Annotated in this window: 16 protein-coding genes and 1 pseudogene; 9 read left to right on the top strand and 8 right to left on the bottom strand. The window is 71.7% G+C overall.

Going from position 1 to position 14,243, the window contains the following annotated elements; translation table 11 throughout:
- From ACIBEC_RS45360 to manA, 3 genes and pseudogenes are all read left to right on the top strand, one after another.
- A pseudogene (locus tag ACIBEC_RS45360) lies at window positions 1-100 on the top strand (IS481 family transposase); the annotation flags it as partial.
- A gap of 148 nt (window positions 101-248) precedes the next feature.
- Window positions 249-1,181: an ROK family protein gene (locus ACIBEC_RS45365; RefSeq protein WP_360509174.1), complete on the top strand. Its 933-nt coding sequence runs from the start codon at window positions 249-251 to the stop codon at window positions 1,179-1,181.
- Window positions 1,182-1,201: 20 nt separating this feature from the next.
- On the top strand, window positions 1,202-2,437 hold the full coding sequence (gene manA / locus ACIBEC_RS45370; protein ID WP_360509172.1) for a mannose-6-phosphate isomerase, class I: 1,236 nt from the start codon (window positions 1,202-1,204) through the stop codon (window positions 2,435-2,437).
- 67 nt (window positions 2,438-2,504) lie between these two features.
- Here manA and ACIBEC_RS45375 read toward each other — a convergent pair whose 3' ends face one another.
- The 6 genes from ACIBEC_RS45375 to ACIBEC_RS45400 form a co-directional block, all read right to left on the bottom strand.
- Window positions 2,505-2,900 (bottom strand): DUF2267 domain-containing protein, encoded by a 396-nt coding sequence (locus ACIBEC_RS45375; protein ID WP_360509170.1) that lies wholly within the window; start codon window positions 2,898-2,900, stop codon window positions 2,505-2,507.
- A 367-nt stretch (window positions 2,901-3,267) separates the two neighbouring features.
- Entirely contained in the window at window positions 3,268-3,822 is a 555-nt protein-coding gene (locus ACIBEC_RS45380; RefSeq protein ID WP_360509168.1) for a thioesterase family protein, read from the bottom strand.
- Entirely contained in the window at window positions 3,819-4,130 is a 312-nt protein-coding gene (locus ACIBEC_RS45385; RefSeq protein WP_360509167.1) for a hypothetical protein, read from the bottom strand. Before ACIBEC_RS45385 ends, ACIBEC_RS45380 begins: the two co-directional genes overlap by 4 nt.
- Before the next feature lie 341 nt (window positions 4,131-4,471).
- Complete coding sequence (locus ACIBEC_RS45390) at window positions 4,472-5,860, bottom strand: FAD-binding oxidoreductase (RefSeq protein ID WP_360509165.1); 1,389 nt, start codon at window positions 5,858-5,860, stop codon at window positions 4,472-4,474.
- 107 nt (window positions 5,861-5,967) lie between these two features.
- Complete coding sequence (locus tag ACIBEC_RS45395; RefSeq protein ID WP_360509163.1) at window positions 5,968-6,459, bottom strand: flavoprotein; 492 nt, start codon at window positions 6,457-6,459, stop codon at window positions 5,968-5,970.
- Between the two features lie 21 nt (window positions 6,460-6,480).
- Entirely contained in the window at window positions 6,481-6,996 is a 516-nt protein-coding gene (locus ACIBEC_RS45400) for an ATP-binding protein (protein ID WP_360509161.1), read from the bottom strand.
- A 101-nt stretch (window positions 6,997-7,097) separates the two neighbouring features.
- Between ACIBEC_RS45400 and ACIBEC_RS45405 the strand changes: the two genes are divergently transcribed.
- The 4 genes from ACIBEC_RS45405 (at window position 7,098) to ACIBEC_RS45420 (ending at window position 10,401) form a co-directional block, all read left to right on the top strand.
- A complete protein-coding gene (locus ACIBEC_RS45405; protein WP_360509160.1) occupies window positions 7,098-8,342 on the top strand; it encodes a helix-turn-helix transcriptional regulator in 1,245 nt (414 codons plus the stop codon).
- Between the two features lie 15 nt (window positions 8,343-8,357).
- The gene (locus tag ACIBEC_RS45410; RefSeq protein ID WP_360509158.1) at window positions 8,358-8,714 is read left to right on the top strand and encodes a hypothetical protein; all 357 of its coding nucleotides are present in this window, start codon (window positions 8,358-8,360) and stop codon (window positions 8,712-8,714) included.
- A 188-nt stretch (window positions 8,715-8,902) separates the two neighbouring features.
- Window positions 8,903-9,070 carry a hypothetical protein gene (locus ACIBEC_RS45415; RefSeq protein WP_360509156.1) on the top strand — a complete coding sequence of 56 codons (168 nt, stop codon included), beginning with the start codon at window positions 8,903-8,905 and terminating at the stop codon, window positions 9,068-9,070.
- Window positions 9,071-9,180: 110 nt separating this feature from the next.
- Window positions 9,181-10,401: a GNAT family N-acetyltransferase gene (locus ACIBEC_RS45420; RefSeq protein WP_360509154.1), complete on the top strand. Its 1,221-nt coding sequence runs from the start codon at window positions 9,181-9,183 to the stop codon at window positions 10,399-10,401.
- A gap of 88 nt (window positions 10,402-10,489) precedes the next feature.
- On the opposite strand, the gene ACIBEC_RS45425 is transcribed toward ACIBEC_RS45420, so the two are convergent.
- Both ACIBEC_RS45425 and ACIBEC_RS45430 read right to left on the bottom strand, forming a co-directional pair.
- On the bottom strand, window positions 10,490-11,227 hold the full coding sequence (locus ACIBEC_RS45425) for a hypothetical protein (RefSeq protein ID WP_360509152.1): 738 nt from the start codon (window positions 11,225-11,227) through the stop codon (window positions 10,490-10,492).
- Window positions 11,228-11,513: 286 nt separating this feature from the next.
- The gene (locus tag ACIBEC_RS45430) at window positions 11,514-11,999 is read right to left on the bottom strand and encodes a cysteine/serine endopeptidase inhibitor (RefSeq protein WP_360509150.1); all 486 of its coding nucleotides are present in this window, start codon (window positions 11,997-11,999) and stop codon (window positions 11,514-11,516) included.
- A gap of 1,054 nt (window positions 12,000-13,053) precedes the next feature.
- On the opposite strand from ACIBEC_RS45430, the gene ACIBEC_RS45435 reads away from it, so the two are divergent.
- Window positions 13,054-14,043: a TauD/TfdA family dioxygenase gene (locus ACIBEC_RS45435; protein WP_360509148.1), complete on the top strand. Its 990-nt coding sequence runs from the start codon at window positions 13,054-13,056 to the stop codon at window positions 14,041-14,043.
- Window positions 14,030-14,236, top strand: coding sequence for a hypothetical protein (locus ACIBEC_RS45440; protein ID WP_360509146.1), 207 nt, complete (start codon window positions 14,030-14,032; stop codon window positions 14,234-14,236). The genes ACIBEC_RS45435 and ACIBEC_RS45440 overlap by 14 nt, the downstream gene beginning before the upstream one ends.
- Window positions 14,237-14,243 lie beyond the last annotated feature (7 nt).

Below are 14,243 nucleotides of genomic sequence, written 5' to 3' on the forward strand. Positions count from 1 at the left end.
CGACTGGCTGCACACCTACAATCACCACCGCGGACACACCGCGCTCGCAGGCAAGCCACCCGCCAGCCGCGTCCCCAACCTCACTGGTCAGTACAGCTAGCCCCTGCGCTGCGCAGTGCGGCTGCTCTGCGCCGTCCGACTGCTCTGCGCCGTCCGACTGCTCTGCGCGGTGCGGCTGCTCTACGCTGTGCGGCGCCCCGGCCCCACCGGCCGGGGCGCCGCCCCTCCCGAACCTCCTGGAGTCCACCGTGCCGCTCACCCCGCTGTTTGCCGCCGTCGACATCGGCGGCACCAAGATCGCCGGAGCACTGGTCGACGGCGACGGACGGCTGCGGCACCGGCTTCAGCTGCCCACCCCGGCGACGGAACCGGGCGCGGCCGTGCTCGCCGTCGTGCACAAGGTGCTGGACCAGCTCGCCGGGACGGCCGACTGGGCCGCCGTGACCGCCGTCGGGATCGGCAGCGCCGGTCCGGTCGACCTCGCCGCCGGCACCGTCAGCCCGGTCAACATCCCCGGCTGGCGCGGTTTCCCGCTGGTCGCCGAGGTCGCCGCGCACCCGGCGGTGGCAGCGCGCGCACTGCCCGTGCACCTCGCCGGTGACGGCGTCGCGATGGCCGCCGCCGAGCACTGGCAGGGCGCGGCCCGGGGCGCCGCCAACGCGCTCTGCCTGGTGGTGTCGACCGGCGTGGGCGCCGGGCTGGTGCTCGACGGCGTGGTGCGGCCCGGCCCCAGCGGCAACGCCGGGCACCTCGGCCACATCACCGTCGACCTGGACGGCGAGCCCTGCCCGTGCGGCTCGCGCGGCTGCCTGGAGGGCCTCGCCAGCGGCACCGCGATCGCCCGCCGAGCGCTCGCCGAAGGCTGGCGGCCGCCGGGCGACGACCGGACGGCCCGCGCCGTCGCCGCCTCCGCCACCGCGGGCGACCCGGTCGCGCTCGCCTCTTTCGACCGCTCCGCCCAGGCCCTGGCCGCCGGCATCGCCGCCACGGCCGCCCTGGTCGACCTCGACCGCGTCGTCGTCGGCGGCGGCGTGGCCACCGCCGGGGACGTGCTGTTCGCCCCGCTCGCCCGCCACCTGGACCGCTACGCGGCCCTCTCCTACATCCGCGGCCTCGACGTGCGCCGCGCCGAACTCGGCACCGACGCCGGGCTGATCGGCGCGGCCGCGCTCTGCCGCTGAACCGTCCCGGAGCCCCCCGCATGCCACCCTCCACACTGCCTCCGTTCACGCGGCCTCCCTTCGCCCTGCTTCACAACCCGGTCCGCCGGTACGCCTGGGGCTCGCCCACCGCCATCCCCGCGCTCACCGGCACCGAGCCCGACGGCACCCCGCAGGCCGAACTGTGGCTGGGCGCGCACCCGTCGGCACCGTCGTCCGTCCTGGGACCGGACGGCCCGCAGCCGCTGGACGAACGGATCCGCGCGCACCCGGACGGCATGCTCGGGCCGGACACCGTACGGCGGTTCGGCCCGGAGCTGCCGTTCCTGTTCAAGGTGCTGGCCGCCGACCGGGCGCTCTCCCTCCAGGTCCACCCGAACCGTGCGCAGGCCGAGGCCGGGTACGCGGCCGAGGAGGCCCGGGGTGTCCCGCCGGACGCGCCGGAGCGGGTGTTCAAGGACCGTGGACACAAGCCCGAACTGCTCTGCGCGCTCGGAGAGTTCGAGGCGCTCTGCGGCTTCCGTCCGGCTGCCGACACGGCCGGACTGCTGGACGCGCTCGACGTGCCGCTGCTGGCACCGTGGGCTGCGGCGCTACGCGCACGGCCTTCCTCCGAGGTGCTGCCGGAGCTGCTGCGGAGCGCGCTGGCGTCCGCCCGCCCCTCGGCCGCCCAACTCTCGCTCACCGCGAGGGCCTTGGAGCGGGTCGCGGCCTCCGGGGGACCGTACGCGGAGGCCTGCGCCGGCTACGGCCGGGTCGCCGGGCAGTACCCCGGCGACCCCGGCCTGATCGCCGCGCTGCTGCTCAACCACGTCCGGCTCGCCCGCGGGCAGGCGCTCTACCTGGACGCCGGGGTGCCGCACGCCTATCTCCGGGGCCTGGGAGTCGAGTTGATGGCCAACTCGGACAACGTGCTGCGCTGCGGGCTCACCCCCAAGCACGTGGACGTCGACGGACTGCTGGCGGTCACGTCCTTCCGCACCGGTGTGCCCGACATCCTCGCACCGCGCCCCTCCGATGGCGGCATCGAGGAGGAATTCCCTGCGCCCGCCGAGGAGTTCATGCTCGCCCGGCTGCGCCCCGGCACCACCGCGACCCGCATCGAACTGCCCACCCCGCAGATCCTGCTCTGCGTCTCGGGGCATGCCCGGCTGCACGCTCCCGACGGAGCCGAACTCGCCCTTCCTGCTGGGGCGTCCGCCTACCTGCGCCCGGGCGCCGGACCGGTCGGGCTGACCGGCCCGGGCGCGGAGCTGTTCCGGGCCACCACGGGATAGCGGCCGGTAGCGGTCGGCTGCGGCAGGTTGCGGCCGGCAGCGGTAGGTTGCGGGCCGGCCGGGCCGCTCACGCCGGCGTGGGATGCCCGAACAGCAGGTCGTAGCCCTCCGGGAGCTGCTCGATCACCTGGTCGATCAGCTCCCCCGGAACCAGGTCGGCCAGCGTGCTCAGCACCGCCCCGATGTCCCACTGCGCCGTCGTGGTGGTCGCCCCGTCGATCCACCCGACCACGCCCTGGACGAAGCGCTCGGCGGTCAGCGGCTCGGCCGCGGGCTTGGCGTCGCGCAGCAGGGAGGCGTACGTCACGGGCAGCGCGTCGGCGAGTTCGAGCCGCTCGGACCCCACCAGGTGCTCGCCGAGCAGGGCGAGCACCACCCGGGCTGCGTGGTCCGCCTCGGCCTCACCCCGGTACTCGCCGCGCTCCACGACGCGGGCGAGGAAGTCCTCCCAGGAGATGGTCATCGCGTCCTCCTTCCGGTCGGCGGGATCCGGCAGGACCGACGGCGCTCTGCGCCCCGGGCCGGGGAGGGAGGTCGCAGCTGGTGACCGCCGTGGGACGTACCGGTGCCCGTGCTGCTCAGCGTAACTCGGCCCGCTGCCCTCGGGAACCGGCCCCTTGCCCTCGGGAACCGGCCCGCTGCCCTCGGGAACCGGCCCGATGCCCTCGGGAACCGGCCCGATGCCCTCGGGAACCGGCTCACTGCCCGCAGGCTCGACCAGGCAACCGGCCGGGCGCCGGAAATCCGGCCTGGCGGATCGACGCCGTTGTCGATCACGCCGCCGGCCCGGGGCGTCGGCCCCGGGGATCGCGCCACGCCCGGGGCCGCTCTCAGCCCGCCGAGGCGCGGCAGCGCCTGCGCGGCCGGCGCGAGGAGGAGACCGCGCCGGCGGCGGCCCCGGGCGACACCCGCTGCGCCGGCGCCGTCGCTGTCGGGGTGGCCAGGGCGGCCTCGGCACGCGCCGTGTCCGGCACAAACGCCGAGAGAAAGCGTCGCTCGTCCGGGCTCAGGGTGCGCGAGCGGCCGGTTTCGCGGTCCCGCGCGACCACCACGGTCCGCGCCCGCATAAAGGTGAGCGGATCCCGGCAGACATTCACCTCGACATGCGCGGAACTCCGTCCGAGCCGTTCCACGGTGAGCCGCACCGACAATGGCTCGGGGCGGTGGTGCAACTGTTCCAGATAGTCGATCTCGTGCCGCGCGATAATGAAGCCGGACGGGAACAGCGATTCTCGGACGGCGGTCGCGTGGTGGCAGAACAGGTCGTAAATCCCCTCCTGGATGTAGCCGACCAGCCGGGCGTTGTTGATGTGCCCGTTCTCGTCGACGTCGCTCCACCGGGTGGGGCAGGCCAGCACGTGCGCGCCCAGGTGCACCGCGCTCACTGCTGCGCCGGCCCGGCACCGGCCCCGGCGGGGAGCAGCGCGCGCTGCAACCTGGCGTAGTACCCGGAGTGTTCGACCGCCATCCGGGCCGCGGTCCACCCCTCCTCGGCGGCCTCCGCGGCAGCCTGGACGACCAGGCTGTCGAGCACCGCGTCGACCGAGCGGCACAACTCGGCTACCGCCGCGAGCCGCTCGGTCACAACCGACCCGCCCGCCACATTCCGGGACGGAAACGCGGCCAGCGAGTCCACCGCGAGCTGCAGATCGTCGAGTGTCTCCGGCTGGTTTTCCGAAGGGAAATTTCGCACGTTTTTCTCCAGGACTCAATCGGCCTCTACGGCCCGGTAGCTAGCGTTCGAATACACCGGATCGGTGTCGACCCCCCGACGCCTTCGACGCTATCCCAGTCGACAGGGGTCGGCAGATGGTTTTCGGACCGCGACGGGAAACTGACTTCCATCGGAGTAGTTTGCCGAGGTACACAATATGCCCTGTCAGCCGAACGCTGTCCGCAATTCGAGTGGTATCGCCGACGCGACGCCCAAGATCAACTACCTGGCGTCGCGAATCTGCTAATAGCCTCCCCACCACCCGAACGACCGTGGACCGTCCGGGGCCCAGCGCCGGTAGCGTCCGGACCCCCGCGCCGCTACCGCCCGGAGACCAGGTCCGCGACCCGGGCGATCGGCGAGGTGGTCGCCCGGCCGGACGCCTCCTGCCGGTCGGCGGCGTGGTACGCGGCATACATCGCGTGCACCCCCAGCCAGCGCAGCGGCTCCGGCTCCCAACGCCGCACCGTGTGGCCCACCCAGGGCAGCCGGGTCAGCTCGGTGTCACGCCGCAGCACCAGCTCGCACAGGGTCCGCCCGGCCAGATTGGTCGTGGTCACCCCGCTGCCGACGTACCCGCCCGCCCAGCCGAGCCCGCTCACCCGGTCCAGCTCCACGGTGGCGCACCAATCCCGGGGGACGCCGAGCACGCCCGCCCAGGCGTGATCGATCCGGGCCTGCGCGGCAGCCGGGAAGAACCGGTCGAGGATCGCGCGCAGTTGGACCACCGTCTCCACCTGGGTGCTGCCGTCCGAATCCGTCCGCGAGCCGAACCGGTACGGCACGCCGCGCCCGCCGAGCGCGATCCGGTCGTCGGCGGTGCGCTGCGCGTACATGTACGCGTGGGCGAAGTCGCCCAGCACCTCCCGGCCCTGCCAGCCCGCGTCCGCCCAGAACTCGGCAGGCAGCGGCTCGGTGGCGACCATCGCCGAGTTCATCGGCAGCCATGTGCGCCGCTCCCCGCGCAGCCCGGCGGTGAACCCCTCGGTGGCGCGCAGCACACGATCGGCGGTGACGGTGCCGAACGGGGTGACGGCACGCGGCTTCCGGTAGGCGGTGCCGGGCAGGATCGCGGTGACCGCCGTGCCCTCGTACACCTCCACCCCGAGGTCCCGGACGACCCGGGCCAGGCCGCGCACGAGCTTCGCGGGCTGGATGCGGGCGCCGTACGGGGTCCACGAGCCGCCGAGGGTGCCGGCGACAGTGACGCGGTCTGTGGCCTCCCTGGCACTCAGCAGCTCGACGCGGCCCTCACCGTACGCGCGCTCGGCCTCGACGAAGGCCCGCAGGCGCTCCAATTGCGGCTTGCTCCGAGCGACTTCGAGGACGCCGCCGCGCACGACATCCGCGTCGATCCCCTCGGCCGTCGCCACATCGACGACCTCCCCGACGGCATCGTCCATCGCCCGCTGCATCGCCGCCGCGCGCTGCTGCCCGTACCGCTTGACGAAGGCGGAACGGCCCGCGAAGCCGTTGTACAGCCAGCCACCGTTGCGCCCGGAGGCGCCGTAGCCGCAGAACCGCCGTTCCAGCAGGACGATCCGCAGCGAGGGGTCGGCCTTCTTCAGGTAGTACGCCGTCCACAGGCCGGTGTACCCGCCCCCGACGACACACACGTCGACGTCCCTGTCCCCCGGCAGCCCGGGCCCCGCCTGCGGCACCCCGCCCGCCGCGTACCAGAACGACACCTCGCCGTTGACCGCCGCCACCGGAAACCTCCCACACCCTCGCTGACCTGCCCGGACGCTACCCCGGCCCGGCCGACGCGAACCACCCCTCACACTGCCAGGAACGCCCTCCCCGACCAGCCACCCTGTCAGTCCCGCAGCAGCTCCAGAGCCCGCGTCCAGCTGTACGAGCCCGGCACGAAGTCCGCGACCCGCACCCCCATCCGCCGCAGCTTCGCCAGGCTCTCGCCGTAGGCGGGGTGGGCAGCCTGCGCGGCACTCAGGCACGGCTGCACGGCCACCGGGATGCCCCAGCCGTAGGACTCGCAGAGAATCCCGAGCGCAAGCGTGTCCGAGATGCCCGCGACCCACTTGTTGATCGTGTTGAACGTCGCAGGCGACACGACGATGGCGTCCGGATCCGGCAGCGGCCGAGGATCCCCCGGCTTCCGCCAGGCCGAGCGAATCGGATACCCCGTCTGCGCGGCGATCGCGTCAACGTCAATGAACCCCATGGCGTGGGGAGTCGCGACCACCCCCACATCCCACCCCTGCGCCTGCGCGGCCGAGATCAGCTCCCCCACCCCACCAGCCACCCCCGCCGCACACACCACGACATACAGCATCGGCTTCGTCGTCATTCCCAGCGCTCCCCTCTCCCGTCACCGCCGACTCACCACAAGATCGGCATGCACCACCTTCCCAAACGGCTCCGCCACCGCACCCCAACGCCCCTTCGTCAACTCGTGGACCAGAGCCAACCCCCGATGCCCTTCCTCGTCCTCCCCCGCCACCATCAACGTCGGCATCACCCGCGACCCGTCCCGCACCGCCACCCGGACGGTCCGGTCGGTGACACGGCGGATCGTGAAGGTCATCCTCGTCAGGCAGCCGGTTTTGGTGGCGTTCGTGACCAGCTCACTGACGATCAACTCCCCCATGTCGATCAGCTCCGCCAACTCCCACTCCACCAACTTCTCCCGCACCAACCGGCGCGCCACAGAAGCCGATTCCGGCAGGTAGGGCAACCTCGCGGTCGCCGGCTGGGACGCCCGGCCAGTCATTAGAAGCCCACTCATCATCAACAGCCCCTCGGCCATCGGAGTCTCGAACCAGTCGCGGCCGGACCGGGTCGAGGTATCGACAGCCCAAAGCAGCGCGTGACCAGTGAACGACAATGCGTTACCGTCGACCAGAGCAGACCTACAGCACTTTCCAGGCGTTTCCCAAGTGTCACGGGTGCACGACTGGAACGATGGCACTCGTGGAGCGGGGACGAATGAGCAGCAAGCGCGACCTGTTCAGCCGAAGGCGCCGGGAGTTGGGCTACAGTCAGGAAAAGCTTGCTGCTGATCTTGGTGTCGCCACTTCCACCGTCACCCGCTGGGAGTGCGGCCGCGCCGACCCCCACCCTCAACAGAGGCCGAGGCTCGCAGCGCTCCTCAAGGTCACCGCCTCGGAGCTGGACGGCCTCCTGAATCCGCCGCTCATGGAACCGGTTCACCAGGCGTCGCCTGCGCCCATTGACGAAAGTGACGACATGAAGCGACGCGAGGCCCTTGGGCTCATTGCGGCAACGGGCGCGCTGATCACACTTCCCTGCGGCGAGAGCACGGCCGCGCCGCTTACCTCCGCGATGTCCAACGACTCCACAATCTCGGCCAACGCCCACCTGTGGCAGATCTTCTCGGAGTCCCGCACCAAGCAAGAGGTCTATCCACTGGTTCGGCACCATCTCGGCGTTCTCGCCGCCGAACTCCGATCGGTCACGTCCGAGCCCGATCGGCAGCGCCTGTGCAGCCTCGTGGGCGACCTGTATCAGCTGGCCGGAGAAATCCTCTTCGACGCCACTCGCTACACCGACGCGGCGCAGTGCTACGCCCTCGCGGCGGCAGCGGCTCGCGAGGCTTCGCACTACGACCTCTGGGCATGCGCGCTGACCCGCCACGCCTTCATCGAGCTCTCGGAACGCCGGTACCGATCCGCCGAGCCGATTCTCGCCGCAGCAGCGCGAGTCGGCCGTCGGGGCGACGGCCAGCTCTCCACCCGCTATTGGGTCGCCGCCATCCAGTCCCAGGCCTACGCCGGGCTGGGCCGACTCGATGCCTGTGACCGATCACTTGCAGAAGCCGAACAGGTCCACAGCCTCACAGGCACGATGCAAAACGGGGGCTGGCTACGATTCGACGGCACCCGTCTCGCCGAGGAGCGAGGAACCTGCTACCTCGCCCTCGGCCGACCAGACCTTGCCGAGAAATCTCTGCACAGCGCGCTGGAAGTCAGTCTCTCCCCACGGCGTCGCGGCGCCGTGCTCGCCGAACTCGCTGCTCTCAGCGCCCACAGCGGCGACATCGAGCAAGTCGTCCACTTCAGCACGGCCTCGATGGCTCTGGCAGGCGAAACAGGATCCGGCTACATCGCGAAGAAGCTCGACGGGTTGAAGCCGCATCTTGTACCTCTGATGAAGGACAACCGAATCGCGGAGCTGCACCAGCACATCTCAGCGCTCCAGCACGCCGCGTAACGAAAGGAACTCCACATGACCGAGGACGGCCGGATCTTCCGTGAGGCGTGGATCGCCGGGGTGCGCAAGCACTTCCCCGGCGATCCGAAGCCCGGCTACATCACCCCCTGGGACGAAACTCCCAACTGGGAACGCGCCTCCGCAGCAGCGGTGTTCGGCCAGGTCCGCGACTTCGTCGCCGTCAGCGCGGGCACCACCGCCAAGCTCACCCGCGAGCAGAAGGGCCGCTTCGTCGCCACCTGCTGGATCGCCCAGATCCACAAGCACATCGACGACCCCAAGCCCGCCTACGTCGCCGACTGGGACGAGCTGCCCAAGTGGCAGCAGGAAACCGACGCCGACATCTTCGAAACCATCGAGCGCACCGTCTGAACCCTTTCACCGTGCTCGCCTCCGCGACCTCGCGGAGGCGAGTACCCTCCGCCCCCGCATTCCGCGCCCCGGGAGGTTCATCGCGAGCCCCGTACCCACCGACACCGAAGCCTGGAACGCTGATCTCGCCGAGGGGTGACGTCGTTGGAGTGGCAGAAGGTGTACCTCCCGACCGAAGGGTGACAACCATGGCCGAAGATGGCGGCCGGATCTTCCGTGAGGCGCGGATCGCCGGGGTGTGCAAGCACCTCCCCGGCGATCCGAAGCCCGGCTACATCACCCCGTGGGACGAGCTGCCCAAGTGGCAGCAGGAAACCGATGCCGACATCTTCGAAACCATCGAACGCACCGTCTGAACCTTCGCCGCGCCCGTCCGAAATTCGTTTGACCTCGGAATGCTGCAACGCTGCACTGTGGCAGGGCGCCGCAAGCCGTGGTGCCGGTTCCAGGGGAGGCAGCGGCAGCAATGCGCATTCGTTCCACGACCGACCAGGACCTCGGTGTCTTCGTCGGCACACTGCATGCCGCGTTCGGGCGGTTCCCCGAGGCTGCGGCCGAGGACGGCAGCGGGGTCTGGTGGTCGGCGCTCGAGATCGACCGCGGCCTGTTCGCCGTCGCGCCGGACGGGAAGCCCGTAGGTACCGCCTGTGCGTACTCCTTCGAGCTCACGCTGCCCGGTGAGGCCGTCGTCCCGGCCGCGGGCATCAGCTGTGTCGGTGTCCTGCCGTCGCACCGGCGTCAGGGCGTGCTCACCGCGATGATGCGTCACCAGCTCGGGGAGCTGCGGGAGCGGGGGGAGTTCCTGTCCGTCCTGCTGGCGTCGGAGGCGCCGATCTACGGCAGGTTCGGTTACGGCCCGGCGACCTACACGGAGCGGTTGACGGTGTCGCGCCGGCAGGGCGACTTCACTCTCCCTCGGGCGCGTGGGGCAGCCGAGGTGCCTGCGTCCGGCTCGGTCGAGGTGCTGCGGCGTTCGGAGTGCGGCGAGATCCTGGAGGAGGTCTACGACCGGTACCGCCGCGCGCAGCCGGGCGCGTTGTCGCGGCCGCACCGCTGGTGGGCTTCGGGTGCGGGGCAGCCCCCGGTCGCCCGGGCGCCGCGCTATGTCGCCGTCCACCGTGATGTCGACGGCGTTCCGGACGGGTACGCCAGCTACTCGCTCGGCGATGACGCCCTGACGGTCGACGAGACCATCGCCACCGACGACACCGTCCGCACGGCCCTGGCCCGGTTCGTCCTCGACCACGATCTGGTCACCCAGGTGGTGTTCAAACACTTCGCGCCCGAGAACCCGCTGCGCTGGCAGCTGGCGGACTTCAACGCCGGCCAGCTGGGCAACAGCACCGACTGGCTCTGGGTGCGGATCCTGGATGTGCCGCGCGCGCTGTCCTCGCGCGGCTGGTTCTGTGACGGGGAGTTGGTCCTCGACGTCGACGACCCGTTCCTCGGCGAGCGGGGCCGCTACCTGCTGACCGTCCGCGACGGCAAGGCCGAGTGCGTTGCGACGGACCGCGAGCCCGATCTGTCGCTGGACGTCCGCGACTTGGGCTCGGTCTATCTCGGCGGCACCGCCCCGAGCACGCTGGTGCGCGCCGGCCACATCCGGGCCCACCGCCCGGGTGCGGTCGCGCTCGCCGACGCCCTCTTCCGCACCGAGCGACCGCCGCACTGCCTGCACTGGTTCTGATCCGGCGCACGCCCGCCGGCCCCCGTCCGCATCAGGGCGGGGCCCGGCGGGCGTGCGGGCGAAGCGGGGGGCTCGTTCGACCGGGCGTTCACGCGTGGGCGCTGATCTGGCCGCCGGCCGAGAGCACGATGTAGACGCCGTTGGCGTCGACTCCGACGTCGTGCCCGTTGGTCTCCAGCGTGCCGTACACCGCGTTGTCGATGCCGAGGATGTCCGCGCGGTACTTGAGCTCGCCGGTCTTGGTGACCTTGACCGTCCAGTCGCCCGCGAGCTTGAACGTGCCCGGGCCCTGGTGTCCGCCACCCATCCAGGCGTGGACCGTGCCGTCCAGCGAGAGCACGATGAACATGTCGTTGGCGTCGAGTCCGGCGTCGGTGTCCTTCGCGTCCAGCGTGGCGAGGACGTCACCACCGTGGACGATCTTGGCGACGAAGTGCTGGGGGGCGACTTCCCGGATCTCGGCCGTGCTGCCGTCCGGCAGGGTCTGGGTGTGGGCGCCGGGCGCCGGCTTGCCCGGGGCGGTCGCCGTGCCGGTGGGCCGCGCGTCGGGCTTGGCGGCCGTGGTGCCGGTGCCGGGCTTGGCGGCCGGAGGGGCGGGCGGCGCGCTGGGCGCTCCGGGCGTCGTGGCCGGGGAGGCCGTGGCGGCCGGGGACGCCGGGGCGCTGGGCGCGCCGGTTGCGGCGGCCGTGGCGGCGGGGGAGGCCGCGCTCGCTGCGCCGGAGCTGCTGCTGCAGGCTGTTGCGGCGGGTACCAGCAGCGCGACGGTCAGGACGGTGCCGGCCAGCGTGCGGGCAGTGGTGGCGCGGCGGGTCGTCGAGAGGGACATGCTGGTTCTCCTGAACGAAGTACGGCTGGGGACGGGCACGTTGCCCGTTCCGCGCCCTGCAGAGATCGGCCGGCGGGCGACGGAGCGGCGTGCACGATCGAAACTAGTCCGAACAGTCGACGGAATGGCGCATTCCGTGTCACCGGACTGCAACGCCCGGGCTGCGAACGCCTGAGCTGCGATGCCCGGGCAAGGCCGCACCGATGATCCGGCCTGCCGCACGAACCGGCCGTGCCCGCCCCGCCATGCTGCCGGGGCGGGCACGGGCCTGTCGGACCGGTCGGTCTCAGCCGATACTGGAGCCGGTGACGGGGGCGGAGAGTTCGACGGTCTCGCCCTTCAGGCCGGCCTTGACGAACTGCCAGGTGAGGCCGCTGATGACGCCCTTGTCCAGCGGGGCCAGCTTGGCGAACGCCGGCTTGCTGAGGTCGATGTGGGTGGAGTCACAGGAGGGACACTGGTCCTTCACCGGGACGGTGATGGTCTTGCCCTGGTAGGTCACCTTGACCGAAATGCCCTTGCAGACGGGGTCGTTGTTCGGGTTGGCAGTGGTCCACCAGGAACGCGGGACGGCCACCAGCATCTGCGACGAGGCGTTGATCTGGGTGCCGCACGCACCGTAGCCCGAGTCGGTGTAGTAGGTGGCCTTGCCGGTCATGGGCTTGTTGATCGGGATCGCGGCGCTGGCGGAGCCGGCCGTGAGGGCGATGAGAGCGGCTGCGGCGAGCGGGGCGCCCGCGAGGATCCTGAGGTTCTTGCCGATGGCGCGCATGGTTCGTTCCCTCCGGTTGCAGTGCTGGGAAAGCCTGGCTGCTTGTCTTCCTGGCCTTCTCTTCATGGGCATGACAGGCCAAAGTCGCCATGTCTGCGCGGCAGTTCGGCGACCCGACGCCCGCCCTTGCGAAGGGAACGTATGCGCTCCTCCTCGGCGTGGTCCAGACCTCCACAATGTTGGCATGAACACAAGGCAAGGATCTTTACGAATGCGGCCGAAGGGGCGAAGATGCGTGACCACTCCGCCACGCACGGTGTTGACAGGCCGTCACCCACCTGACTGTCCCGTACGCACCCGCCCCGGAGGTCCCGTCACATGCGCACCGCTCTCGCCGCCCTGCTCCTCGGCGTCGCCCTGGCCCCGGCCGTCCTGGCCCCGGCCGCCATTGCCGCCGGCGCGCCCCGCTAGGTGAACCAGGGCTACAGCATCCCGGTCGGCGGCGTGACCGACCTCGGTGCGCTGCCCGTCCTCGGCGGCCTCGGGCTGGACTTCGCCCGACTCCTCGGACAGTGACCGCCGGCAGTCACCGAAGGTAACTTCCGTACGGCTCCGGGCAGGCGTCAGCCCCGGCGCGGGAACCGCCCGCGCCGGCCCGGATCACTTCCGCTCCGCACCTGGGCACCCCCGCACCAGCACCACAGGGCCGAACTCCCGCCCACGGCGCGCCCGCCATCCGTCATCCTCCGCAACGGGCGGCAATGGGCCGCAACAGGCCGCAAGGAACCGCAAGCAGCCGCAATGAAGCGGCAACACCCGTTCCCACCAGCCAAGATGGTGATTGACAGCGGCCTGCGCGCTTCAGCACGATGAGCACCGAGCCCACTCGCAGCGAGCCGGAAAGGAGGGGCCGATGCACACCGCCGTCCGCCCCCTTCCCCGCCGCTGCCCGCGCCGTTGTTGTCGCGGCGCGCTCGCGTTCTGACCGTCCGCCAGTCCGGACCGGCCCCTCCCGCACTCCTCGCCCCGCGCTGCGCCTGCGACCGTGCCTGCCGCGCCAGGCACCACCATCACATCACTCTCAGTCACCACACTCCCCCGAAAGGGCCCCGCCATGACCACCACCGCCCACACCACCCCCACCACCCCCACCACCGCCCACACCGCCCACACCGCCCTCAGCCTCACCCCCGTCGCCGGCCGCATCGGCGCGATCGTGCACGGCATACGCCTCGGCGGCGACCTCCCCGCCGAGACCGTCGCCGCCCTCGAGGCCGCCCTGTACGAGCACAAGGTGCTCTTCTTCCGCGGCCAGCAGCACCTGGACGACGCCGGGCAGGAGGCCTTCGCCCGGCTCCTCGGCCACCCGGTCGGCCACCCCACCGTGCCCAGCGCGGACGGGCGTTACATCTTCGAGCTGGACGCCACCAAGGGCGTGCGCGCCAACAACTGGCACACCGATGTCACCTTCGTCCCGTCGTACCCGAAGGCCTCCATCCTGCGCGCCCTGGAGGTCCCGGCGGCCGGCGGCAGCACCGTCTGGGCCAACACCGCGGCTGCCTACCGGGACCTGCCGGCGCCGTTGAAGGCGCTCGCCGAGAGCCTGCGCGCCGTCCACACCAACGACTACGACTACGCCGCCCGGCTCGCCCTGCGCCCGGAGCTGGCGGACAACGCCGAGGTCGCGAAGCTGTTCCGGGACGTCTTCGTCTCCACGGCTTTCAAGACCGAGCACCCGGTGGTCCGGGTCCACCCGGTGACCGGCGAGAAGACCCTCCTGCTGGGCGCGTTCGCGCAGCGCATTCAACTTCTCTCGGGCGACGACAGCAAGGCGCTGATCGACCTCTTCCAGCGCTACGTCGAGCGGCTGGAGAACACCGTCCGCTGGGACTGGCAGGTCGGCGACGTGGCGATCTGGGACAACCGCGCCACCCAGCACTACGCGGTCGCGGACTACGGCGACGAGCCGCGGCTGGTGCGCCGGATCACGCTGGACGGCGACCTGCCGGTCGGCGTGGACGGCGTCCCGAGCCGTCTGCTGGAGCCGGCCGACCCGCCGCGGGTGCCGGGTCTGGTGCCCGCCGAGTCGCTTGCATCCAACTGATCTGCGGCACAAGGGCAGCGGCGTAGCCACCGCGCTGCCCACCGGCGACGACCGCCGGGATGCCGACGCCGCCACCGTCCTGCGCACGGTGCTCGACCGCAGGCCGATCGCCCGCACGCTGGTGGCCGTCGGCACCCCGGTGCTCGGCGAGCCGTATGCGCGGCCGGTCCACGCGTCGGCCCGCCACCTCTGACCGCCTC

It is taken from the genome of Kitasatospora sp. NPDC051164 (assembly GCF_044455625.1).
In the GTDB taxonomy this organism is placed as follows: Bacteria; Actinomycetota; Actinomycetes; order Streptomycetales; family Streptomycetaceae; genus Kitasatospora.

What these genes read in the sequence shown, in the direction of transcription:
- ACIBEC_RS45435 (WP_360509148.1), top strand. Translation starts at nt 13,054, where the DNA reads ATGACCACCACCGCCCACACCACCCCCACCACCCCCACCACCGCCCAC.
- manA (WP_360509172.1), top strand. Translation starts at nt 1,202, where the DNA reads ATGCCACCCTCCACACTGCCTCCGTTCACGCGGCCTCCCTTCGCCCTG.
- ACIBEC_RS45425 (WP_360509152.1), bottom strand. Translation starts at nt 11,227, where the DNA reads ATGTCCCTCTCGACGACCCGCCGCGCCACCACTGCCCGCACGCTGGCC.
- ACIBEC_RS45415 (WP_360509156.1), top strand. Translation starts at nt 8,903, where the DNA reads ATGGCCGAAGATGGCGGCCGGATCTTCCGTGAGGCGCGGATCGCCGGG.
- ACIBEC_RS45430 (WP_360509150.1), bottom strand. Translation starts at nt 11,999, where the DNA reads ATGCGCGCCATCGGCAAGAACCTCAGGATCCTCGCGGGCGCCCCGCTC.
- ACIBEC_RS45420 (WP_360509154.1), top strand. Translation starts at nt 9,181, where the DNA reads ATGCGCATTCGTTCCACGACCGACCAGGACCTCGGTGTCTTCGTCGGC.
- ACIBEC_RS45375 (WP_360509170.1), bottom strand. Translation starts at nt 2,900, where the DNA reads ATGACCATCTCCTGGGAGGACTTCCTCGCCCGCGTCGTGGAGCGCGGC.
- ACIBEC_RS45410 (WP_360509158.1), top strand. Translation starts at nt 8,358, where the DNA reads ATGACCGAGGACGGCCGGATCTTCCGTGAGGCGTGGATCGCCGGGGTG.
- ACIBEC_RS45395 (WP_360509163.1), bottom strand. Translation starts at nt 6,459, where the DNA reads ATGACGACGAAGCCGATGCTGTATGTCGTGGTGTGTGCGGCGGGGGTG.
- ACIBEC_RS45405 (WP_360509160.1), top strand. Translation starts at nt 7,098, where the DNA reads ATGAGCAGCAAGCGCGACCTGTTCAGCCGAAGGCGCCGGGAGTTGGGC.